Genomic DNA, 22,380 nt, shown 5'->3' on the forward strand with positions numbered 1-22,380 from the left:
ATGGCTTTTACCGATCCGTTCATCCGTCGTCCGGTCCTGGCGAGCGTGGTCAGCCTGCTGATCGTCCTGCTCGGCATGCAGGCCTTCAGCAAGCTGGTGATCCGCGAGTATCCGCAAATGGAGAACGCGCTGATCACGGTGACCACGCTCTACGCCGGCGCCAACGCGGAAACCATCCAGGGCTACATCACCCAGCCGCTGCAGCAGAGCCTGGCCAGCGCCGAAGGCATCGACTACATGACCTCGGTGAGCCGGCAGAACTATTCGACCATCTCCATCTACGCGCGGATCGGCGCCAATACCGATCGCCTGGTCACCGAGCTGCTGGCCAAGTCCAACGAAGTGAAGAGCCAGCTGCCGCCGGACGCCGAGGACCCGGTGCTGCAGAAGGAGGCCGCGGACGCCTCGGCGCTGATGTACATCAGCTTCTACAGCGAGCAGATGAACAACCCGCAGATCACCGACTACCTGTCGCGGGTGATCCAGCCCAAGCTGGCGACCCTGCCCGGTATCGCCGAGGCGGAGATCCTCGGCAACCAGGTGTTCGCCATGCGCCTGTGGCTGGACCCGGTGAAGATGGCCGCGTTCGGCGTCACCGCCGGCGAGATCAACCAGGCGGTGCAGCAGTACAACTTCCTCGCCGCCGCCGGCGAGGTGAAGGGCCAGTTGGTGGTCACCAGCGTCAATGCTTCCACCGACCTCAAGTCGCCCCAGGCCTTCGCCGCCATCCCGGTGAAGACCGACGGCGACCGCCGGGTGCTGATGGGTGATGTCGCACGGGTCGAACTGGGCGCCGCCAGCTACGACGCGATCAGTTCGTTCAATGGGATTCCCTCGGTCTACATCGGCATCAAGGGCACGCCCAGCGCCAACCCGCTGGACGTGATCAAGGAAGTGCGGGCGAAGATGCCCGAACTGGAAGAGCAATTGCCGCCCAACCTCAAGGTGTCCATCGCCTACGACGCCACGCGCTTCATTCAGGCCTCCATCGATGAAGTGGTGAAGACCCTCGGCGAGGCGGTGCTGATCGTCATCGTGGTGGTGTTCCTGTTCCTCGGCGCGTTCCGTTCGGTACTGATCCCGGTGGTGACCATTCCGCTGTCGATGATCGGCGTATTGTTCTTCATGCAGGCCATGGGCTACTCGATCAACCTGCTGACCCTGCTGGCGATGGTCCTGGCCATCGGCCTGGTGGTGGACGACGCGATCGTGGTGGTGGAAAACATCCACCGCCACATCGAGGAGGGCAAGCCGCCCTTCGAGGCTGCCCTGGAGGGCGCGCGGGAGATCGCTGTACCGGTGGTCAGCATGACCATCACCCTCGCCGCGGTCTACGCGCCGATCGGCTTCCTCACCGGCCTCACCGGCGCCCTGTTCAAGGAGTTCGCCTTCACCCTGGCCGGCGCGGTGATCATTTCCGGGATCGTCGCCCTGACCCTGTCGCCGATGATGTGCTCGCGCCTGTTGCGCCACGAGGAGAATCCCTCGGGCCTGGCGCATCGCCTCGACCTGATCTTCGAGGGCCTGAAGCGACGCTACCAGCGCGCCCTCCACGGCACCCTGGACACCCGTCCGGTGGTCCTGGTGTTCGCCGTGCTGGTACTGGCGCTGATCCCGGTACTGCTGATGTTCACCAAGAAGGAGCTGGCGCCGGAAGAGGACCAGGGCATCGTGTTCCTCATGACCAACTCGCCGCAAACCGCCAACCTCGACTACCTGAATCGCTACACCGCCGAGTTCGAAGGCATCTTCCGCAGCTTCCCGGAGTATTACTCGGCGTTCCAGATCAACGGCTACAACGGCGTCCAGGCCGGCATCGGCGGCATGCTGCTCAAGCCCTGGGACGAACGCGAAAAGAGCCAGATGGAATTGCTCCATGCGGTGCAGGCGAAGCTCAACGAGATTCCCGGCGTGCAAATCTTCGCCTTCAACCTGCCGTCGCTACCGGGCACCGGCGAGGGCCTGCCATTCCAGTTCGTGCTCAACACCGCCAACGACTACGAGTCGCTGCTGCAAGTGGCGCAACGGGTGAAGCAGCGCGCCAGCGAGTCCGGCAAGTTCGCCTTCCTCGATCTCGACCTGGCGTTCGACAAACCCGAGCTGGTGGTCGACATCGACCGCGAGAAGGCCGCGCAGATGGGCGTCTCCATGCAGGACCTGGGGGTGGCGCTGGCCAGCCTGCTCGGCGAGGGCGAGATCAACCGCTTCACCATCGACGGGCGCAGCTACAAGGTCATCGCCCAGGTCGAACGCCCCTATCGCGACAATCCCGGCTGGCTCGGCAGCTACTACGTGAAGAGCCACAACGGCCAACTGGTCGCCCTCTCGACCCTGATCGAGACCCACGAACGGGCACGGCCACGGCAACTGAACCAGTTCCAGCAGCTCAACTCGGCGATCATCTCCGGCTTCCCCATCGTCAGCATGGGCGAGGCCATCGAGACGGTTCAGCAGATCGCCCGCGAGGAAGCCCCGCGTGGCTTCGCCGTCGACTACGCCGGCGCTTCCCGGCAATACGTGCAGGAAGGCAGCGCATTGCTGGTCACCTTCGGACTGGCCCTGGCGATCATCTTCCTGGTCCTCGCCGCACAGTTCGAAAGCTTCCGCGATCCGCTGGTGATCATGGTCACCGTGCCGCTGTCGATCTGCGGTGCGCTGATACCGCTGTTCCTCGGCGTGTCGAGCCTGAACATCTATACCCAGGTCGGCCTGGTGACACTGATCGGCCTGATCAGCAAACACGGCATCCTGATCGTCGAGTTCGCCAACCAGTTGCGCCACGAACAGGGGCTGGGGCGTCGCGAGGCCATCGAGCAGGCCGCCGCGATCCGCCTGCGGCCAGTACTGATGACCACCGCGGCTATGGTGCTCGGGGTGATCCCGCTGATCCTCGCCACCGGCGCCGGGGCGGTCAGTCGCTTCGACATCGGCATCGTGATCGCGACCGGCATGTCGGTGGGCACCCTCTTCACCCTGTTCGTCCTGCCGTGCATCTACACCCTGGTGGCCAGGCCGGATGCCCCGCCAGGCGTGACGCAAGCGGCAAACGCACACTGATCGGAAACGGCGGACAGCGACAACAGCGCTGTCCGCCGGCGCTGTCGCCCCATCCCACAGCCCTCCGGGCGCGATCCTATGTCCGCCGGCAGCCGCCTCCAGTAGACTGCCCGCTGAAACGCAGTGGTGAGACGAGCATGGCCGAGAGCGCTTTTTCCGAACGTATCGTGCAGAACCTGCTGGATACCGACTTCTACAAGCTGACCATGATGCAGGCGGTGCTGCACAACTATCCCAACGCCGAGGTGGAGTGGGAGTTCCGCTGCCGCAACCAGGAAGACCTGCGCCTGTACCTGCCGGCCATCCGCGAACAACTGGAATACCTGGCGGGCCTGGCGATCAGCGACGAGCAACTGGCCTTCCTCGAACGGATTCCCTTCCTCGCGCCGGACTTCATCCGCTTCCTCGGGTTGTTCCGCTTCAACCCGCGCTACGTGCAGACCGGCATCGAGAACGACGAATTCTTCCTGCGCCTGAAAGGTCCCTGGCTGCACGTGATCCTCTTCGAAGTGCCGCTGCTGGCGATGATCAGCGAGGTGCGCAACCGCGCCCGCTACCCGGCCGCCACCGTCGAGCAGGCGCGCGAACGCCTGCAGGAAAAGTTCGATTGGCTGCGCCGGGAGGCCAGCGCCGAGGAACTGGCCGGCTTCAAGATGGCCGACTTCGGTACCCGCCGCCGCTTCTCCTATCGGGTCCACGAGGCGGTGGTGAGCGGTCTGAAGGAGGACTTTCCGGGCTGCTTCGTCGGCACCAGCAACGTCCACCTGGCACGCAAGCTCGACCTCAAGCCCCTCGGCACCATGGCCCACGAATGGCTGATGGCCCACCAGCAGCTCGGTCCGCGCCTGATCGACAGCCAGAGTGCCGCGTTGGACTGCTGGGTCCGCGAATACCGTGGGCTGCTCGGCATCGCGCTGACCGACTGCATCACCACCGATGCCTTCCTGCGCGACTTCGACCTCTATTTCGCCAAGCTCTTCGACGGCCTCCGCCACGACTCGGGCGACCCATTGCTGTGGGCGGAAAAGACCATCGCCCACTACCTCAAGCTGGGCATCGACCCGCTGACCAAGACCCTGGTGTTCTCCGACGGCCTCGACCTGCCACGGGCCCTGAAGATCTATCGCGCGCTGCAGGGCCGGATCAACGTCAGCTTCGGCATAGGCACGCATTTCACCTGCGACCTGCCGGGCGTCGAGCCGATGAACATCGTGGTGAAGATGAGCGCCTGCAACGGCCATCCGGTGGCGAAGATCTCCGATACGCCCGGCAAGGCGCAATGCCGGGACCCTGACTTCATCCACTACCTCAAGCACGTGTTCCAGGTCGCCTAGGGCAAGCCTGGCGCGCCGCGGCAAGGTGGCGCATGAGGCCTGGTCCTTATTCGGCCCATGCCTCCGACGATCTCATCGCCCATGAAAAAGCCCCGCCAAGGCGGGGCTTTTTCGACAAGGAGACTCAGCGCGACAGGCTGGCTCCCCCCTGGGAAAGACCGAACATCAGCAGCAGGATGTCCTTGTTCGGCTGGACCTCCTGGCGCGTCGGCCGCTCGGCCTTGAGCGCCGAAGGCGTCGGGCAGTACTCATGACCGCCGCTCATCTGCACCACGTTCGGCGCGGGTTCGTGCCAGGCGGCAGCCGCGGCTGTAGCCACGGCGAGAGCGCCGACCAGCAACAAACCTCGAGTGATTTCTAATTTCATGTCTGCAACCCTTTGATGGCGCTGCCAAACGCCGTCTGGTAACCATAGATGAAGGCTTGCCACTGCGCGCCAGTCCACGACGAACGGCGCTTCAACTGCTTCAGGTCGTGCTGGGACGCCTTGTTCACCGTAAGGCGGCGGCGGCTCTTCTCCAGGTCGATCAGCGCTACTTCGATGGCCTCACCCTCGACGCGGACGAAGATGTGCTTCGGATAGAGACAACCGTGCTGCCAGTGGGCGAGATTCATCCGGGCAATGGTAGCGCCGATTTGTTGCAGAATTCTTTGGTGCTTCGCTTCGCCCCAGCGGTCCTGGTCACCGCGCGTATAGCACTCGTCGAGGCTGGAGAAACCCTCCAGGGCTTCGGTCACCAGCAGCGCCTGCCATTGCCCGTCGACCTTGCGGCAGCCGGAATAGATCAGGCGCGGCACGCGTATACCGAGCGACTCGAAGGCCCGTAGCGCATCGCGCTCGCGCATGGCGGTGGGATAGCCGAAAGGGCGCTGCCAGTCGCGGTAGACGTGGCCGGTCTGCTGCTTGCGATAGAGCAGCCGTCCATCGCCGGTGTACACCCGCTGCACGCCGCTCGCCCCGCCGCGGCGCTCGTTGGGCTCCTCGACCCAGCTGCCGGGTACCTGCAACCACTGGTCGATGGCGGAGTCGCCGGAGATACGTTGCAGGGATGCCAGATCGGGAGCCATCGTTATTCCTTTCGCAAGATATAGACCCGCCACATGTGATACAGCGGGATGAAGTCGAGATGCTTCTGGACGACGAAGCCGGCGTCGCGGAACTCGCGCTCGACCGTTTCGGCTGGTAACACGAAGCGGTTCTGGTAGCCGGTCTGTTCCCCGTTCGCTACCCGCCGTGCCTCCATGCGCCTACGCTTCCAGGCCTTGAAATTGCCATCGACCCAGAGGGAAAGAATCACGCTGTCCCGCGTGACCCGGTGAAACTCGCGGAGCAGGACGCGTCGATCATCCGCCTCGCCGATGTGGTGGAGCAGCCGCATGCAGAAGATATTGTCCACCGAGCTGTCCGGCAGGTCGATGGCGAAAGCGGAAGTCTGCAAGGGCCGTACCCGTTTCACTACACCGTCCGGCTGGCCGGCGCAGGCGACCGCCAGCATGTCCGCGGAATTGTCGGCGCCGATGATCACCCGGTTGTCCTTTTCCGCCAGCAGCGGCCAGAAGCGTCCGGCGCCGCAGGGCAGGTCGAGCACCAGGTTGGGCTGCCCCGCGAGCTTCAGCGCGTGCCGGGCGAGTTGGACGTCGCGCCGGTGGGAAAGTTTCCGGGCGAGGCCGTCCTGATGCTTCTTCAGGTAGGCCTCAGCATGCTCGCGATCATACTTGTGAGAAAAGTCGAGGTCGACAGGCGGATTGTTCATGACGGGAACTCCAGGATTCATGAGACGAACGGTATGAATCCAGCCGTCAAGCTCGGGTCAAGGGGTGGTGAATTTTTCGTCAAGCAACATCGAGTAAAACTTCGAACCGGCAGCCGTGCGGCTCCACCGCGCTGAGGGTTACGCTCCAGCCCTCGGCCGCGCAGATCCGCTTCACCAGCGAGAGCCCGAGGCCAAGGCCTTCGCCGCGCCCGGAGCTGGAACTGCCGCGAACGAAGGGCATGAAAATGCGTTCGCGTTGTTCTTCCGGGACGCCCGCCCCGGTGTCCTCGACGCTGAAACCATGCTCGTCGAGGGTCAGCGTGATGCTCCCGGCATCGGTGTAGTGGGTCGCGTTGCGCAACAGGTTGCCCATCACCGCGCGCAGCAGCGGCGCGTTGAACTGGCCGGCGCAGGCGCCTTCGTTGCGGTAGTGCAGGGTCAGTCCTCGCGCCTCGACCTGTTCGCGCCAGACCTGGACCAGGTCGTCGGCGATGCTCTCCAGGCTACCGTGGGGCGCCAGGCTTTCCTCGCCCTTCTGCGCACGCGCCAGCAACAGGAAGGTTTGCACCAGGTCGCGCATCTCCTCGGTGGCCTTGGTCATCCGCTCCAGTTGGCCACGGGCGCGCGGGCCGAGGCTGGGTTCTTCGGCCAGCAGTTCGCATGAGGTGGCGATGACCATCAACGGCGTACGCAACTCATGACTGACGTCGCTGGTGAACAATTGCTCGCGCTTGAGCGCGTCGCGCAGGCGGCCAAGGGTCTCGTCGAAGGAAGCGGCCAGCTCGCCGACCTCGTCGTTGGCGTAGTCCGGCGCCAACGGCGGCGCCAGACCGAGCAACTGTTCGCGATGCCGCACCTGGCGCGCCAGGCGCACCACCGGCTCCATCACCTTGCGCGCGAGCATCCAGCCAAGCAGGCCGGCCAGGGCGATGCTCAGCACGTAGCCGGTCAGCACCGAGGCGTAGAGCACCTGCTCGCGCGCTTCGAAATCGCTCTGGTCCTGCAGCAGGACGAAGCGGCGACCATCGATGTCGCGCACCAGCGCATGGAACGACAAGTCGCCCTCGAACACTTCGTGGAAACCGACATCCAGTTGGTCCAGCGCCGGCGGCATGGCGTAGGAGCCCTGGCCGTCGCTGATGAAGAAGCGCATGCCGGGATCGAGCACCGGGTTGCGTCCCTGGGCCAGGTCGTCGCGCAGGATGCGCTCCAGCTCGCCGCCCAGGTCGCGGGAAATCAGGCGCTCCTCGATGATGTGGACCACGCCGACGATGCCGGCGGAGAACAGTCCCCCCACGGCGACCGTCATCAGCATGAAGGCGATGACGATCCGGCGGGCGAGGCTCTGCTTATACTCCATTCGGCTCCTCCGCCAGGCGGTAGCCGACGCCATGCACCGTATGCAGCAAGGCCACGGAGAATGGCTTGTCGATCACCTGACGGAGTTGATGGACGTGGCTGCGCAGGCTGTCACTGTCCGGGCAGTCGTCGCCCCAGACCGCTTCTTCCAGGGCATCCCGGCGCACCACATGGGGGCTCTTCTGCATCAGCACTGCGAGCAGCTTTAGGCCGATCGGATTGAGCTTGAGCGACTTGCCCGCGCGCTTGACCTCCAGGGTGTCCAGGTCATAGCTGAGATCGGCCACGCTCAGCTCGCGGCGGCCGCCACCCTGGGCGCGACGCAGCACCGCCTCGATGCGTGCGGAAAGTTCGGAAAGGGCGAAGGGCTTGACCAGGTAATCGTCGGCTCCGGAACGAAACCCCTGCAGGCGATCGTCCAACTGGTCGCGGGCGGTGAGCATGATCACCGGGGTGTCGCGCCGTGCGTCTTCGCGCAGGCGCCGGCACAGGGCATAGCCGTCGATTCCCGGCAGCATCACGTCGAGCACGATCAGGTCGTAGTGCTCGGTGGCCGCCAGGTGCAGGCCGGACAGCCCGTCCTGCGCGCAATCCACGGTATAGCCCTTGAGCGACAGGTAATCGGCCAGGTTGGCCAGGATGTCGCGGTTGTCTTCGACCACCAGTATTCGCATGTCCCACTCCTTCGCAGGAAGACCGATTGAGCGCCTCTCGCGCATTTACGGATTCTTCACCGGCGATTCACACCGGCTCTACGCTCGCCACCAGAGACTGCATGGCGTCTTCCATGGCCGCCGATCATAGCGGCTTTGCGGATGCGCACGAACCCCGGCGGTGGATTTAACCAGCGTCGAAGTCAAGAGAACGTCAACGCCAGCGTTGGAGATCGCATGACCCAGGCCGCCGTCCATTCCCCTTCCCGTCCATTCAACCCCTGGCTGTTCCTCGCCCTGCCGCTGGGCCTGGCGGCACTGCTGCTGGCCTTCGAGCCGGTGACCCTCGACCTCGCCCTGGCCAACCTGATGTACGACCCGGGCGCCGGCTTCATCGGCCGGCACAGTTGGTTCCTGGAGAACATCCTGCACGACCGGGTCAAGCAACTGGTGATCGCCATCAGCGTCCTCGGCCTGCTGGTCTCCATCGCCGGACTGTTCCACCGGCCATGGCGCGCACTGAGCAGGCCGCTGGCCTATGTGTTCCTCGCCATGAGCCTTGCAGCCAGCATAGTCACTCCGCTCAAGGCGCTCACCGCCGTGCAGTGCCCCTGGAGCCTGGCGCAGTTCGGCGGCGAGGAAACCTATAGTTCGCTGCTCAGCCCACGGCCGCCGACCGAGCACCCCGGACGCTGCTGGCCGGGCGGGCACGCATCGTCCGGATTCGTCCTGTTCGCGCTGTTCTTCGCCCTGCGCGACCGCAAGCCCAGGCTGGCGCGCTACGCCCTGGCCTTCGCCTTCGCCATGGGCTGTCTGCTATCGCTGTCGCGCATGCTGCAAGGTGCGCACTTCCTCTCGCACAACCTGTGGACGATGCTGTTCGACTGGCTGATCTGCCTCGGCCTGTACCGCCTGATGCTCTACCGACCGGAGACGCGGGGACAGCGCAACGGCGGCGCCGACGAAAACCGCGTTCAGGAAGTCGATTCGTCCGCTCCCAGCACGCCGAACTCGATGGGCACCTTCATGTAGAACAGCCGCACGCCGGCCTGGCGGATCGACTCGAACAGCCGTTCTGACTGCTCGGGATCGACCGCCATGAGGATTTCCTGCGGCTGGTCGGCCAGCTCGAAGAAGTGCATCGAATGCAGCCGGCCGCTCTGGCCGAAGCCTTCGCTGGCAGCCAGCGCGGTGGCACCGCGCACGCCCAGGCGGCGCGCCTCTTCCAGCAGCCAGTCGCAGATCGGCTGGCCCTGGTGGCGGCGCCCCTGCTGGGTGATGAAGGTCAGTTGATAGCCTTGCATGGTCGGTCCTCCCGCTGCGCTATTTGCCCAGCATCCAGTTCATCGAGAACAACCCCAGCAGGGTCATCAGCAACGAGCCGCTGACGTGCGTCGCGATGGCCCCGGCGGCCCAGCCCAGGCGGCCCTCCTGAAGCAGGCTGACGACCTCGGCGGAAAAGGTGGAGAAAGTGGTCAGGCCGCCGCAGAACCCGGTGATGATCAGTAGCCGCCATTCCGGAGCGATGCCCGGCGCCTGGGCGAAATAGGCAATCGCCGCGCCGATGACATAGCCGCCGACCAGGTTGGCCAGCAGCGTGCCGGGGGGAATGCTGGGCAGCAGGCTGTTCAGCTTGAGCCCGAGGAACCAGCGCAGCAACGCCCCCAGGGCGGCGCCGAGGGCGATGGCGAGAATGGATTTCCACATAGTCCTGTCCTTGTAGGAGCGATTCGGACAGGCGGCAGGCGAGCACCTACGCGCCTTTCCAGGTTCATGCGTAGGCATCATCAGCCCCAGGGGCGGTTGAAGGAGGAATGCCATCTCCTGTCGGCAAGATTGGCACAAAGCGAGGCACCTATCAAAGGCCGGAGTACGCCGGATCGCCCGAAGCGTGCCAGTCTAGGGAACCTTTCCCCTTCCTTCGCCGGAGCCCCCATGCGCCCAGTCCTGCTGCTTTGTTGCCTGTTCCTGTCCGCCACCGCCCAGGCCGAGGATTGCTCGCCGCAAACCTCCGTCGGTAGCTGGTGCGAGCTGCCGCTCGCGGCTCTCCACCCGACCCAGCAGAATGTCGGCCTGCTGCAGGTCGAGGATGACCAGGCCAAGCTCGCCGGGAAGAAGCCCAAGGCTCTCGAGCGCTACTTGCGCAAGAAGGAGATTCCGGTGGTGATCGGCCCCGGCGGCCGCTTCTACCTCACCGATCGCCATCACCTGAGTAGCGCGCTCTGGCGCCTGGACCCGAAACAGGGCGTGCCGGTGAAGGTGATCGGCCGGCTACCCCAGGCCAGCGACTTCTGGGAGAAGATGCAGGAAAACCACTGGGTCTGGCTGCACGATGCGCGTGGCGCGGAGATCCCGCCCGAGGCCCTGCCGAACGCTCTCGCCGGGCTTGGCGACGATCCCTACCGCGCCCTGGCCGGCTACGCCGAGGACGAGAACGCCTTCGACAAGGATCGGCAGAGCTATTTCATCGAATTCCACTGGGCGCGCTATTTCGGCGAACGCATGCACTGGCGGCCGATCAGCCGCGCCACTCTGCCCGACGACCTGAAGCAGGCACTGCGCCTGGCCTGCGAACCGGCGGCAAGGGAGCTGCCGGGCTACCGCCAGGACTGCCCGCACTGAGGAATAAAAAAGCCCCGCCGAAGCGGGGCTTTTCCAACCACAGGGGCCGGTCGGCTTACATCATGCCGCCCATGCCGCCCATGCCGCCCATGTCAGGCATGCCGCCCATGGCCGGCTTGTCTTCCACGATCTCGGCAACCATGGCTTCGGTGGTGATCATCAGACCGCCGATGGAGGCCGCAGCCTGCAGAGCGGAACGAGTGACCTTGGCCGGGTCCAGGATGCCCATCTCGATCATGTCGCCGTACACGCCGGTAGCAGCGTTGAAGCCGTAGTTGCCGGAACCCTGCTTGACCTTGTCGACCACTACGCTCGGCTCGTCGCCGGCGTTGGCCACGATCTGGCGCAGCGGCGATTCGACGGCGCGACGCAGCAGGGCGATACCGACGTTCTGCTCCTCGTTGTCACCCTTCAGGCCTTCGATGGCTTGCAGGGCACGAACCAGGGCTACGCCGCCGCCGGGAACCACGCCCTCTTCCACCGCTGCACGGGTAGCGTGCAGGGCGTCTTCGACGCGGGCTTTCTTCTCTTTCATCTCGACTTCGGTGGCAGCGCCTACCTTGATCACGGCAACACCGCCGGCCAGCTTGGCCAGGCGCTCTTGCAGCTTCTCGCGGTCGTAGTCGGAAGTGGTTTCCTCGATCTGCTTGCGGATCTGCAGGACGCGGGCTTCGATATCAGCCTGCACACCGGCGCCATCGATGATGGTGGTGTTTTCCTTGTTGATCACGACGCGCTTGGCGTTGCCCAGGTGCTCCAGGGTAGCGCCTTCCAGGCTCAGGCCGACTTCTTCGCTGATCACGGTACCGCCGGTGAGGATGGCGATGTCCTGCAGCATGGCCTTGCGGCGATCGCCGAAGCCCGGAGCCTTGACAGCCGCGACCTTGACGATGCCACGCATGTTGTTCACCACCAGGGTGGCCAGGGCTTCGCCCTCGACGTCCTCGGCGACGATCAGCAGCGGACGGCCGGCCTTGGCGACGGCTTCCAGCACCGGCAGCATTTCGCGGATGTTGGAGATCTTCTTGTCGACCAGCAGCAGCAGCGGGCTATCCAGCTCGGCAGCCATGGTGTCCGGCTTGTTCACGAAGTAGGGGGACAGGTAGCCGCGATCGAACTGCATGCCTTCGACGACGGACAGTTCGTTTTCCAGGCCCGAGCCTTCCTCGACGGTGATCACGCCTTCTTTACCGACTTTTTCCATGGCTTCGGCAATGATCTGGCCGATGGACTCGTCGGAGTTGGCGGAGATGGTGCCTACCTGGGCGATGGCCTTGGTGTCGGCGCAGGGCTTGGCCAGCTCTTTCAGCTGGGCGACGATGGCCACGGTGGCCTTGTCGATGCCACGCTTCAGGTCCATCGGGTTCATGCCGGCGGCAACGGCCTTCAGGCCTTCGTTGACGATGGCCTGGGCCAGGACGGTCGCGGTGGTGGTGCCGTCACCGGCAGCGTCGTTGGCCTTGGAGGCAACGTCTTTCACCAGTTGCGCGCCCATGTTCTCGAACTTGTCTTTCAGCTCGATTTCCTTGGCGACGGAAACGCCGTCCTTGGTGATGGTCGGAGCGCCGAAGGACTTGTCCAGAACCACGTTGCGGCCTTTCGGGCCGAGGGTGGCCTTGACGGCATCGGCCAGCACGTTCACGCCGACCAGCATTTTCTTGCGAGCGGAATCGCCGAACTTAACTTCTTTGGCAGCCATGTTCTCTTTCCTCTAAATCGAATTCGGTGAAAACGGAGTGGTGAGACCGATCAGTCTTCCAGGACGGCGAGGATTTCGGACTCGCCCATCACCAGCAGTTCCTCGCCATCGACCTTGATGGCGTTGCTGCCGGAGTAAGGCCCGAAGACCACCTTGTCGCCCACCTTCACTGCCAGAGCGCGCACTTCGCCGTTGTCCAGTACACGACCGGTACCTACGGCTACCACTTCACCGCGGTTCGGCTTCTCGGCGGCGGAACCCGGCAGCACGATGCCGCCTGCGGTCTTGGTCTCTTCCTCGCTGCGACGGATAACGACGCGATCATGCAGAGGACGAAGCTTCATAGTCGTAACTCTCCCAAACAGTGGTTTCCAACGGCCGGATCGAAGTCCGGCGGGTTTTGTTGAAGCCGGCGTTGCCGGGTTGCGACTCGACGCGCGAGCCGCGTAAGACAGCCTGCCCTTGTGGCAGGGACCTTGCGGTGACCGTTACATAAGGTCGCCACAAGCCATTTCAAGGGCATGCAGTGAAATTTTTTTTCAGTTGCGCGAATCGTCGCGGCGCTCGTACTCGCCCTCGATGACGTTCGGCCGCGACGGACCCTGTCCGTAGCGGGCGTTCAGGTCGTCGGCGAAGGCGCGCCGGCGCAGCGCCTGCTGTTCGACGCGGCGGCGCAGGCCGCCGAGCATCAGGCGACGGGTGAAAGGAATCAGGCAGAGGATGCCGAAGATGTCGCTGATGAAACCCGGCAGCATCAGCAGGCCGCCGCCGACGGCGATCAACAGGCCTTCGAGCATTTCCTGCTCCGGCAGTTCGCCACGGGCCAGTCGTTCGCGGGCGCGCCAGGCGGTGGCCACGCCGGCCACGCGCAACAATGCAGCACCGATGAAGGCGCTGGCGACGATCAGGAACAGGGTCCAGCCGACCCCGATGACACTGCCGACCTTGATCAGGACGGCCAGCTCGACCAGCGGGAAGAGCAACAGCAGAAAGAGGAAAGCGCGCATTTCAGAGTCCTTGGCGGGGCCCGTTTGCCCCCGGTACCACCAGTAGTTGGCGCCAGCCGGGGAAGAATTCAACCCTGCTCCGGCTCGACGGTAGGCCAGCGCTCGGCCCTGGCCAATTGCACCAGCGCCTGGCGCACGGCCCCGGGGTTGCCGCAGGCGGCGGGGAACGGCAGCCAGTGCAGGCCCTGGCCGATGCGCAGGTGGAAACCTTCTGTATCAATTCCCGCCAGCTGCGCCGCGGCATGCGCCGGCAGTCCGGCCAGTTCCACATAGTGGGCGATGGCGGCGGCGTGGTCGCTGTTCATGTGCTCGACCATGCCGCGCTCGGCTTCTCCGGCGAACGGATTGGCCAGCGGCACGCGCTCGGCGGCCAGCCAGTGGATCGCGCCGAAACCGCCGATGAAACGCCACTGGACCGGCTGCAGCACCCAGAAGTCGAAATCGTGGACCCGATGGTAGTCGGCGGACTCGGGGAAATAGCGGTAGTAACGCTCGGCCGCCGCGGCGACCTCCTCCTCCGCCAATTGCCGCGCCTCGGCCAGCAGGGTGAGGCGGCCGACAGCCTGGATATCCTCGGCGCCGCGCTCGCCTACCAGCATCGAGCAGCGCGGGTCCGCCTGCAGGTTGTGGGTGTGCTGGGCGATCCGGCTGATCAGGATCAGCGGCCGGCCTTCGGCATCCAGGCAATAGGGAACCACCGAGCCGAAAGGAAAGCCCGGCCATTTCTTCGAGTGGGTGGAAAGGACCGCACGGTATTCCTTGAGCAGCAATTCTCGGGCATTCTTTGCAGCTTCAACGCTCAATTTATGACTCCTTGCATAGAATCCGTCGTAAACGGACGGGCATATCAAAGTACGTTCGCAGGTGCCGGCAAGGTCCGCTTCCAGAAACTGCTCGTGGGGTTCCAAGCAATGCAATTGAAAGACAAGGTCATCATCATCACCGGCGGCTGCCAGGGGCTCGGCCGGGCAATGGGCGAATATCTCGCCGGCAAGGGCGCCAGGCTGGCCCTGGTCGATCTCAACCGCGAACGTCTCGACGAAGCCGTCGCTGCCTGCAAGGCCGCCGGCGGCGACGCTCGCGCCTACGTGTGCAACGTGGCGGACGAGGAACAGGTTACCCACATGGTGGCCCAGGTCGCCAGCGACTTCGGCGCGATCAACGGCCTGGTCAACAACGCCGGCATCCTCCGCGACGGCCTGACCATCAAGGTCAAGGACGGCCAGTTGAGCAAGATGAGCCTGGCCCAATGGCAATCGGTGATCGACGTCAACCTCACCGGTGTGTTCCTCTGCACCCGCGAAGTGGCGGCGAAGATGATCGAGCTGAAGAACGAAGGCGCGATCGTCAACATTTCCTCGATCTCCCGCGCCGGCAACATGGGCCAGGCCAACTACTCGGCAGCCAAGGCCGGGGTGGCCGCGGATACCGTGGTCTGGGCGAAGGAACTGGCGCGCTACGGCATCCGCGTGGCCGGCGTGGCGCCGGGCTTCATCGAGACCGAGATGACCGCCGGGATGAAACCCGAGGCGCTGGAGAAGATGACCGCCGGCATCCCCCTCAAGCGTATGGGCAAGCCGGTGGAGATCGCCCACTCGGTGGCCTACATCTTCGAGAACGACTACTACACCGGCCGCGTTCTCGAACTGGACGGCGGCCTGCGCCTGTAGGCCCCGGCCCCGCAAGGAAAAAGCCCCGCTATCGCGGGGCTTTTTCGTGCAGGCCGGCTTACCAGCCGACCCCGAGGCCGAAGGTATAGCGGCGCTGGTTGACGTTGCCGTCGTTGCCGCTGAACTTGTCCCATTCCGCCTTCATGCTCAGCGAAGCCCAGCTGGTCAGCTTGTAGCGGATCCCCGCCTCGGTCTGCAGCTCGTAGTCCAGGCCGGATTGCAGCGGCTTGCTGACCTCGCCGTTGGTGAACAGCTCGAACTGCTTGGCCAGCAGGTAGCGGTTGTAGTCCCACTTGAAGCTCGACGAATAGAAGTGCTCCTTCTCGCCATCGGCGAACTCGTAGTCGTTGCGGTTGACCAGGGTGGCGATGGAGAACGCGCCCAGCTCGTTGTCCCAGAACTGGTAGCCGGGGCCGGTACCGACGGTACGCTTCTTCGCCAGGTCCTCGATCATGTCGCGCTTGTAGGCGACCTGGCCCTGCCAGAACCAGTGGTCGTCGATGAAGCGGTCCAGCGCGTACTGGCCGGAATAATTGTCGGTGCTGACCTGGCCGTTCTTCTTCTCGCGGTTGTACTCGCCCTGCACGTTGTGGCGCCAGAGTCCGTGGCGGGCGTTGGTCTTGAAATCGATGTCGTAGTCGGACACATCGTTCTCGGCCTGCTTGCGGTCCAGCGAGAAATCGACGTTGCCGTTCCATACCCAGTCCTGGAGGATCGGCTTGGGCGGCATCATCTGCTGGATGCTGGCCAGCTCCACGGTCTTCGGCTCGCCGTTGACCAGGGTCACCTGGCCCGGCCCGGCGGCCTTGATGCCCTTGGAGTGCTCGCCAGTCTCGGCATCCTGCTTGACCAGCAGGTTCTGCTCGCTCTCGAAGGTGGAGATCTTGTCCCACTTGAGCGTGATGTCGCCGCCATAGTCGGTCTTCAGCAGCAGCTTGCCGCCGTCGAACAGGGTGATCTTGCCGGTAAGGCGGTCACCGTTCTTCATCCAGACCGTATCGGCAAGGGCAGAGGTGGAACTTGCAAGGGCAGCGAGGCACAGCAGGATTCTCGACAACATGAGCACAAATCAACTGAGTTGGGTTCGAAGAGGCCGGCATTATCCAAATGCCGGGCGGCAGAGCAAGGACCGGGGCACGGGCGGTAAAGTTCAGCCGGATCGACCGAAAGGTGAGCCGCGTCACCAGCCGACGCCGACCCCGATCAGGTAATGCCGGTCGGACTGGGTGCCCCCCTCGGTGCGCAACTGGTCCAGTTCATAGAGGAACGAAAGACGCGCCCAACTGTTCAGGCGATAGCGCAGGCCGTATTCGCTGTCGAGCAGGTAGTCGATCCGCTCGATGCCGGGAACCAGCACGGTTCCCTTGCTGTACAGCTCCAGCCGGGTGCCGGCGAGCAGCCGCTTGTAGTCCCACTCCAGCGAATAGGAGGTGAAATCCTCGCGCGGCTGATCGCGCCACTCCAGTTGCCAGCGACTGATCTCGGTGACCAGGTCGAAACGCCCGAGTTCGTCGTCCCAGAACTGGTAGCCGGGGCCGGTTCCCAGCGCGCTCTGGCGCTCCAGGTTGTCGATCGCATCGTGCTTCTGCGAATAGCTGCCGCGCCAGAACCAGTGTTCGTCGAAGAAGCGATCGAGGTCGTAGTCCAGCTCCCAGTTGTCCTCGACCTTGCGCCCGTCCTTCTTTTCCCGCTCCACTTCCCCCGCCAGCACGTGGCGCCAGGCACCGTGGCGAAGCCGGGTATCGCCCTTGAGCTTCCATTCGTCCTTGTCGCTGTCGTTGCGCTTGCTATCCAGCTTGACGTCGAGATTGCCCTCCCAGACCAGGTCCTCCACCAGCGGTCGCGGCGGCACCATCTGGCGAATACTGGCCAGCGGGACGGTATGGCTGCCGCCATCGACGATCCGCACCATGCCCTTGCCCGCCGCCTCCAGGGTTCGGCTACGCTGCCCGGATACGCCCTGCTGCTTGATCAGCAGGGGTTTGTCGGAACTGATGGTGTCGATATCCTTCCAATCGATCAGCACCTGGCCGGCATAACGGGTCTTCAGCGCCAGCTTGCCGCCGTCCATCAGCACGATCTCGCCGGACAGGCGGTCGCCGTTGTCCAGCCATACGGTGTCGGCCAGCGCGGGGCCGGCCAGGAGCATCACGACGATTGAACAGAGGGCTCTGAGCGACATGGGCGTTCACAAGGCGGACAGGAAAGGGAAAACCGATGAGCATGCATGGGCCGGCAGCGACCCGGCAAGTGCCCAGGCGCGCCGCGAGGCCCTGTACCTGGTGCTGGCGCAGGTGCCGCCGGGGCAGGTGGTCAGCTACGGGCAACTGGCCGAACTGGCCGGCCTAGGCCGCGCCGCCCGCTGGGTCGGCAGGACGCTCAGCCAGTTGCCGGTGGATACCCGCCTGCCCTGGCATCGGGTTCTCGGCGCCGGCGGTCGCATCAGCCTGCCGGCGGACAGTCCCGGCGGTCGCGAACAACGCGCACGCTTGCGCGAGGAAGGCGTTCTCCTGCACAACGACAGGGTGGACATACGTCGGCATGGCTGGCTTACAGCGAAGTAGAGCGGTTAGAGTGCGCGTTATTTTTTGCGGAACGGTTACCCCATGACTCAGCAATCCTGGCGAGAGGCCCTGGTCGCCTACAAGTCTCCCGCCAGCCTGGCCCTCCTGCTGCTCGGCTTCGCCGCCGGCCTGCCGACCATGCTGGTGTTCAACACCCTGTCGGTGTGGCTGCGCGAAGCCGGCGTGGCGCGGGATACCATCGGTTTCGCCAGTTGGCTGGGGCTGGTGTACGCCTTCAAGTGGGTCTGGTCGCCGATGCTCGACCAGTGGCGCCTGCCCTTCGTCGGCCGTCTCGGCCGGCGCCGTTCCTGGCTGGTGTTCTCGCAGGTGCTGATCGCCCTGGGACTGCTCGGCATGGCCCTGTGCAATCCGCAGAGCCACCTGCCCTGGCTGATCGGCCTGGCCCTGCTGGTGGCGTTCGCCTCCGCCACCCAGGACATCGCGATCGACGCCTACCGCCTGGAAATCGCCGAGGATAGCCGCCAGGCCGCCCTCGCTGCCTGCTACATGACCGGCTACCGCGCGGCGATCCTGCTGGCCAGCGCCGGCGCGCTGATTCTCGCCGAATGGTTCGGCTCCACCAGCCTCAACTACAGCCAGTCGGCCTGGGGCCTGACCTATGCGTTGTTCGCCCTGCTGATCCTGCCTGGGCTGGTCACCAGCCTGCTGATCCGCGAGCCGGCGGTGGACGTGCCGATCCACGTCAACCCGTCGCGTTTCGACTTCAACCACCAACTGCTCTCGGTGCTCCTGCTGCTGATCCTGCTGATCTCGCTGCCGGCGATGATCACCGCCCTCCTCGACCGCGCCTGGCCGCGCGCCGGCCTCTACGCGCTGCTCATGGGGATCTGCCTGTCGCCGTGGGGACGCCAGCAGATCCGCCCGGTCCGCGAACTGCTCGCCACCGTGCGCAGGCCGCTGCTGGTGGCGGCGCGCGGCAAGGAAGTGCCGCTGTTCGATTTCGTCCACCAGGCGGTCTCGGTGATGGTGCTGATCATCCTCCTCGTCACCGTCACCGCCATGTGCCGCGCCTACTACTCCGGCGCCTGGCCGCGCGGCACGCTGTTCCTGCTGATCGCCGCGTCCTGCCTGTCGGCACCCGGACGCCTGCTGATGGCCCCGGTGCTGACGCCGATCACCGAGTTCGTCCAGCGCTATCGCTGGCAGGCCCTGCTGCTGCTCGGCCTGATCTCCACCTATCGCCTGTCGGACACGGTGATGGGGGTGATGGCCGGGGTCTTCTACATCGACATGGGCTTCTCCAAGGAAGTCATCGCCAGTGTCAGCAAGGTCTTCGGCGTACTCATGACCCTGATCGGCGCCGCCGCCGGCGGGGTGCTGATCGCCCGCTTCAGCATCCTCTCCATCCTGTTCATCGGCGGTGCCGCTTCGGCTGCCACCAACCTGCTGTTCGCCATGCTCGCCCAGCTCGGCCCGCTGCACGCCGAGGCCCTGCCCAGCCATGACGTGATCAGCCTGGTGATGGCGCTCGAGCCGCACGTGCTGATGCTGGTGATGACCATCACCCTCGACAACTTCAGCGGCGGCCTCGCCGCCTCGGCCTTCGTCGCCTACCTGTCGAGCCTGACCAACCTGAAGTTCTCCGCCACCCAGTACGCCATGCTCAGCTCGACCATGCTCCTGCTGCCGCGCTTCATCGGCGGCTACTCCGGAACCATGGTCGAGAGCCTCGGCTACGAGCACTTCTTCTACGTCACCGCGGTGATGGGCATTCCCACCCTGCTGCTGATCGGCTGGTTGTGGCTGCGCCGCGCGCCGTCCAGCGAGACGCCGGCGCCGGGACACCAGAACGCCGAGCAGCACTGAGGCGAGAATGAAAAAGGCCGGCATTCGCCGGCCTTTTTCGTGGATCGCACGGACCTCAGTCGGCCATCGCGCCCTGCACAACCTTGACCACCCGCTGCGGGAAGGGAATGCCGATACCTTCCTTGCCCAGCGCGTCGCGGGCCTTTTCGTTGAACATGAACATCACGTCCCAGTAGTCGGCGTTCTTCACCCAGACCCGCAGGGACAGGGTAATCGCGCTTTCGCCGAGATTGGAAACCACCGCCACCGGTGCCGGGTCCTTCAGAACCCGCGGATCGTCGGCCATGGCCAGGAGAATGTTCTGCGCATTCTTCAGGTCGGCGTCGTAGTCGATGCCGACGTCGAAGATCACCTTGCGCAGCGGCTCGGCGGAGTAGTTGGTCACCGTTCCGTTGGACAGCGCCCCGTTGGGCACGATGATCCGCTTGTTGTCGCCGCTACGCAGCACGGTGTGGAAGATCAGGATCGAATCCACGGTGCCGGCCACGCCCTGTGCCTCGATCCAGTCGCCGACCTTGAACGGGCGGAACAGCAGGATCAGCACGCCGCCGGCGAAGTTAGCCAGGCTGCCCTGCAGGGCCAGGCCGATGGCCAGGCCGGCGGCGCCGATGGCGGCGACGAAGCTGGTGGTCTGGATGCCGATCATGGAAGCCACGCTGACCACCAGCAGGATCTTCAGGACGATGCTCACCAGGCTGCCGACGAAGCCTTGCAGGGTGCGGTCGACGCTGCGCCTGGCGAGCAGGCCGCCGACCCGGCCGGTCAGGGTGTTGATCAGCCACCAGCCGATCGCCAGGGTCAGCAGCGCCAGGGCGACCTTGCCGCTGTACTCCAGCACGATCGGCAGCCAGGACTCGGTCTGCTGCACCAGTCGGTCGTAGTTCAATTCCATGCATTACCTCCATTTCTCGAAAAAACACCCCTCCCTTCCGCAACGGAAACGGGACGGGCTTGCAGATTCCTGCCCGGACGCCGTGGGGCGACGTTTCCGGGCCTGGATACGAATCGGCGCAGCGCGGACGAACCGACGCTGCGCCGACAGGGGCGGACAACGCGGGAGAGGTCGCGGCGGCGCTACTCCCTATTGCGATGCCCGGGATGGCGAGAGGTTCCGAAAAACCTCGTCAATCGCGGAAGTTGGTGAACTGCAACGGCATGCCGAGGGATTCGCCGCGCAGCAGGGCGATGGCCTCCTGCAGATCGTCACGCTTCTTGCCGGTGACGCGCACCTGCTCGCCCTGGATGGCGGCCTGGACCTTGAGCTTGCGCTCCTTGATCAGACCAACGATCTTCTTCGCCAGGTCCTTGTCGATGCCCTCGCGGAAGTTGACGTCCTGCTTGACCACCTTGCCCGACGGGTAGGCATCCTTGATCTCCATGCACTGGCTGTCGACCTTGCGCTTGACCAGGTTGGAACGCAGGATGTCGAGCATCTGCTCGAGCATGAAATCGGCTTCGGCGGTGAGGGTCACCGACTTGTCCTTGGCTTCGAAACTGCATTTGCCTTTCAGGTCGAAACGGCGATCCAGTTCCTTGATGGCGTTGTCCACGGCGTTGGTCAACTCGTGTTTGTCCAGTTCGGACACCACGTCGAACGAAGGCATGTCATCTCTCCAGATGGACGGCGCGACAGGGTTCACAGACGGAACCGCGCCTGGCTTGACGGTAAAAAATGCCCGCCCATTATAACCGAGCCCTCGCGAGCGAATGCCCGCCGGTGTGGCGGAGACCGACGATTTCTTCCCGATGGCGCGCGCGACCGCGGCCGGGACCCGGCCTCCCGCGACGAACCGGGCCCTTGCCGGCAGCGTACCGGCGCCCATCCTCTTCTCGAGTCCGTTCATGCCCAACCCCGATCTCAGCATCCTGGTCGTCGACGACGCCAAGTTTTCCAGCGCCATGATCGGCCGCGCCCTCAGCCAGGCCGGCTACCAGGACATCCGCTTCGCCAGCAGCGCCAGCGAGGCCCTGCAGCAGCTCGAACAACGCCCGGTCAGCGTGCTCCTGGCCGACTGGCTGATGCCGGAGATGGACGGCCTGGAACTGACCGCCCGGGTCCGCCAACTGGACGAAAGCATCAACCACTACACCTACATCGTCCTGCTCACCGGCAAGGAAGGCGAGAACGTCCTCGGCGAGGCCTTCGACCGCGGCGTCGACGACTTCGTCAGCAAGGCCGCGATGAACGAGCAACTGGTGCCGCGCATCTACGCAGCCGACCGCCTGTGCAACACCCTGCAACGGTTGCTGGTGGAAAACCGCCTGCTCACCGAAAACATCGCGCGGATGGAAGAACGCAACCTGGTGGATACCCTCACCGGCCTCGGCAATCCCCGCTACCTGCGACAGAAGCTGGCCGACAGCCTGCGCCAGGTGGAAACCCGCGGTGGAGCGTTGTGCTACCTGCTGGTCGGCATGCCCGAGGCACCGGTCCTGCGCCAGCGGCACGGCGAGGCCTTCCATCGCGAGCTGCTGCTCGGCGTGGCCAGGCGCCTGCAACAGCTGGTCCGGCCGCTGGATGTGCTGGTGCGCCTGGACGAGCAGCATTTCGCCCTGATCACCCTGGTGGAGGACCTGCACGAATGCTCGTCGAGCAGCTTCAAGCGGCTGCACGACGGGCTCAACCTGAAGGCCTTCAAGACCAGCGAAGGCTTCATCAGCCTGAAAGCCGGCATCGCCATGCTCGGCCTCGACAGCGGGGCATTGCCGCTGGGCATCGACGAACTGCTGCAGCGCACCGAGGCCCTGTTGCCCGATGCCTATGCCAGCGGCAGGATCGCAACCTGCCGGCTACCGGCACTGCGCTAGACTTCGCCCTATCGTCAGCCATTCGC

The 22,380-nt window shown here is 64.8% G+C and carries 23 protein-coding genes and 1 riboswitch; of the genes, 8 read left to right on the plus strand and 15 right to left on the minus strand.

Going from position 1 to position 22,380, the window contains the following annotated elements; all coding sequences use genetic code 11:
• Both mexW and pncB read left to right on the plus strand, forming a co-directional pair.
• Complete coding sequence (gene mexW / locus ACYAF3_RS05035) at positions 1-3,057, plus strand: multidrug efflux RND transporter permease subunit MexW (protein WP_004348039.1); 3,057 nt, start codon at positions 1-3, stop codon at positions 3,055-3,057.
• Between the two features lie 137 nt (positions 3,058-3,194).
• Positions 3,195-4,391 carry a nicotinate phosphoribosyltransferase gene (pncB, locus tag ACYAF3_RS05040; RefSeq protein ID WP_003102657.1) on the plus strand — a complete coding sequence of 399 codons (1,197 nt, stop codon included), beginning with the start codon at positions 3,195-3,197 and terminating at the stop codon, positions 4,389-4,391.
• Between the two features lie 124 nt (positions 4,392-4,515).
• Here the strand turns inward: pncB and ACYAF3_RS05045 are convergent, their stop codons facing one another.
• The 5 genes from ACYAF3_RS05045 to ACYAF3_RS05065 all read right to left on the minus strand — a co-directional run bounded on the left by ACYAF3_RS05045 (position 4,516) and on the right by ACYAF3_RS05065 (position 8,178).
• The gene (locus ACYAF3_RS05045) at positions 4,516-4,758 is read right to left on the minus strand and encodes a hypothetical protein (protein WP_003102660.1); all 243 of its coding nucleotides are present in this window, start codon (positions 4,756-4,758) and stop codon (positions 4,516-4,518) included.
• A complete protein-coding gene (locus tag ACYAF3_RS05050; RefSeq protein ID WP_128669489.1) occupies positions 4,755-5,459 on the minus strand; it encodes a lipopolysaccharide kinase InaA family protein in 705 nt (234 codons plus the stop codon). Before ACYAF3_RS05050 ends, ACYAF3_RS05045 begins: the two co-directional genes overlap by 4 nt.
• 2 nt (positions 5,460-5,461) lie before the next feature.
• Positions 5,462-6,145, minus strand: a complete 684-nt coding sequence (locus tag ACYAF3_RS05055) for a class I SAM-dependent methyltransferase (RefSeq protein WP_003094031.1) — start codon at positions 6,143-6,145, stop codon at positions 5,462-5,464.
• 79 nt (positions 6,146-6,224) lie between these two features.
• Complete coding sequence (locus tag ACYAF3_RS05060) at positions 6,225-7,505, minus strand: sensor histidine kinase (RefSeq protein ID WP_003094037.1); 1,281 nt, start codon at positions 7,503-7,505, stop codon at positions 6,225-6,227.
• Positions 7,495-8,178 carry a response regulator transcription factor gene (locus ACYAF3_RS05065; protein WP_003094039.1) on the minus strand — a complete coding sequence of 228 codons (684 nt, stop codon included), beginning with the start codon at positions 8,176-8,178 and terminating at the stop codon, positions 7,495-7,497. The genes ACYAF3_RS05060 and ACYAF3_RS05065 overlap by 11 nt, the downstream gene beginning before the upstream one ends.
• A gap of 216 nt (positions 8,179-8,394) precedes the next feature.
• Between ACYAF3_RS05065 and ACYAF3_RS05070 the strand changes: the two genes are divergently transcribed.
• On the plus strand, positions 8,395-9,189 hold the full coding sequence (locus ACYAF3_RS05070; protein ID WP_003102666.1) for a phosphatase PAP2 family protein: 795 nt from the start codon (positions 8,395-8,397) through the stop codon (positions 9,187-9,189).
• On the opposite strand, the gene ACYAF3_RS05075 is transcribed toward ACYAF3_RS05070, so the two are convergent.
• The gene (locus ACYAF3_RS05075) at positions 9,132-9,461 is read right to left on the minus strand and encodes a DUF190 domain-containing protein (protein ID WP_003102669.1); all 330 of its coding nucleotides are present in this window, start codon (positions 9,459-9,461) and stop codon (positions 9,132-9,134) included. The genes ACYAF3_RS05070 and ACYAF3_RS05075 overlap by 58 nt on opposite strands.
• Positions 9,462-9,480: 19 nt before the next feature.
• Positions 9,481-9,864, minus strand: coding sequence for a fluoride efflux transporter CrcB (gene crcB / locus ACYAF3_RS05080; RefSeq protein WP_003094051.1), 384 nt, complete (start codon positions 9,862-9,864; stop codon positions 9,481-9,483).
• Positions 9,865-9,928: 64 nt separating this feature from the next.
• Positions 9,929-9,991: riboswitch (Fluoride riboswitch) on the minus strand.
• Positions 9,992-10,092: 101 nt separating this feature from the next.
• Here crcB and ACYAF3_RS05085 point away from each other — a divergent pair.
• Positions 10,093-10,779, plus strand: a complete 687-nt coding sequence (locus tag ACYAF3_RS05085; protein WP_003455476.1) for a ParB-like protein — start codon at positions 10,093-10,095, stop codon at positions 10,777-10,779.
• A 55-nt stretch (positions 10,780-10,834) separates the two neighbouring features.
• On the opposite strand, the gene groL is transcribed toward ACYAF3_RS05085, so the two are convergent.
• The 4 genes from groL to ACYAF3_RS05105 all read right to left on the minus strand — a co-directional run bounded on the left by groL (position 10,835) and on the right by ACYAF3_RS05105 (position 14,288).
• Positions 10,835-12,478 carry a chaperonin GroEL gene (groL, locus tag ACYAF3_RS05090; RefSeq protein WP_003094059.1) on the minus strand — a complete coding sequence of 548 codons (1,644 nt, stop codon included), beginning with the start codon at positions 12,476-12,478 and terminating at the stop codon, positions 10,835-10,837.
• 50 nt (positions 12,479-12,528) lie between these two features.
• Complete coding sequence (locus ACYAF3_RS05095) at positions 12,529-12,822, minus strand: co-chaperone GroES (RefSeq protein ID WP_003094064.1); 294 nt, start codon at positions 12,820-12,822, stop codon at positions 12,529-12,531.
• A gap of 195 nt (positions 12,823-13,017) precedes the next feature.
• Positions 13,018-13,485: an FxsA family protein gene (locus tag ACYAF3_RS05100; protein WP_003094066.1), complete on the minus strand. Its 468-nt coding sequence runs from the start codon at positions 13,483-13,485 to the stop codon at positions 13,018-13,020.
• A 68-nt stretch (positions 13,486-13,553) separates the two neighbouring features.
• Complete coding sequence (locus ACYAF3_RS05105; protein WP_003112758.1) at positions 13,554-14,288, minus strand: HugZ family pyridoxamine 5'-phosphate oxidase; 735 nt, start codon at positions 14,286-14,288, stop codon at positions 13,554-13,556.
• A 108-nt stretch (positions 14,289-14,396) separates the two neighbouring features.
• Here ACYAF3_RS05105 and ACYAF3_RS05110 point away from each other — a divergent pair, with 108 nt between their 5' ends.
• Positions 14,397-15,155, plus strand: coding sequence for an SDR family oxidoreductase (locus tag ACYAF3_RS05110; protein WP_003094072.1), 759 nt, complete (start codon positions 14,397-14,399; stop codon positions 15,153-15,155).
• 58 nt (positions 15,156-15,213) lie between these two features.
• Here the strand turns inward: ACYAF3_RS05110 and ACYAF3_RS05115 are convergent, their stop codons facing one another.
• Entirely contained in the window at positions 15,214-16,221 is a 1,008-nt protein-coding gene (locus ACYAF3_RS05115) for a DUF481 domain-containing protein (protein ID WP_003120892.1), read from the minus strand.
• A 114-nt stretch (positions 16,222-16,335) separates the two neighbouring features.
• Positions 16,336-17,337: a DUF481 domain-containing protein gene (locus ACYAF3_RS05120; RefSeq protein WP_031672801.1), complete on the minus strand. Its 1,002-nt coding sequence runs from the start codon at positions 17,335-17,337 to the stop codon at positions 16,336-16,338.
• Here ACYAF3_RS05120 and ACYAF3_RS05125 point away from each other — a divergent pair.
• Both ACYAF3_RS05125 and ampG read left to right on the plus strand, forming a co-directional pair.
• Positions 17,336-17,719, plus strand: a complete 384-nt coding sequence (locus tag ACYAF3_RS05125) for an MGMT family protein (protein WP_003112757.1) — start codon at positions 17,336-17,338, stop codon at positions 17,717-17,719. The genes ACYAF3_RS05120 and ACYAF3_RS05125 overlap by 2 nt on opposite strands.
• 42 nt (positions 17,720-17,761) lie before the next feature.
• Positions 17,762-19,546, plus strand: a complete 1,785-nt coding sequence (ampG, locus tag ACYAF3_RS05130) for an MFS transporter AmpG (RefSeq protein ID WP_003094076.1) — start codon at positions 17,762-17,764, stop codon at positions 19,544-19,546.
• 55 nt (positions 19,547-19,601) lie between these two features.
• Here the strand turns inward: ampG and ACYAF3_RS05135 are convergent, their stop codons facing one another.
• On the minus strand, positions 19,602-20,438 hold the full coding sequence (locus tag ACYAF3_RS05135) for a mechanosensitive ion channel family protein (protein ID WP_003094078.1): 837 nt from the start codon (positions 20,436-20,438) through the stop codon (positions 19,602-19,604).
• Between the two features lie 232 nt (positions 20,439-20,670).
• Positions 20,671-21,150, minus strand: a complete 480-nt coding sequence (locus ACYAF3_RS05140; protein WP_003106526.1) for a YajQ family cyclic di-GMP-binding protein — start codon at positions 21,148-21,150, stop codon at positions 20,671-20,673.
• Between the two features lie 103 nt (positions 21,151-21,253).
• Here ACYAF3_RS05140 and ACYAF3_RS05145 point away from each other — a divergent pair, with 103 nt between their 5' ends.
• Positions 21,254-22,354 carry a GGDEF domain-containing response regulator gene (locus tag ACYAF3_RS05145; protein WP_003106524.1) on the plus strand — a complete coding sequence of 367 codons (1,101 nt, stop codon included), beginning with the start codon at positions 21,254-21,256 and terminating at the stop codon, positions 22,352-22,354.
• Positions 22,355-22,380 lie beyond the last annotated feature (26 nt).

This window comes from Pseudomonas sp. TZ252, assembly GCF_056110345.1.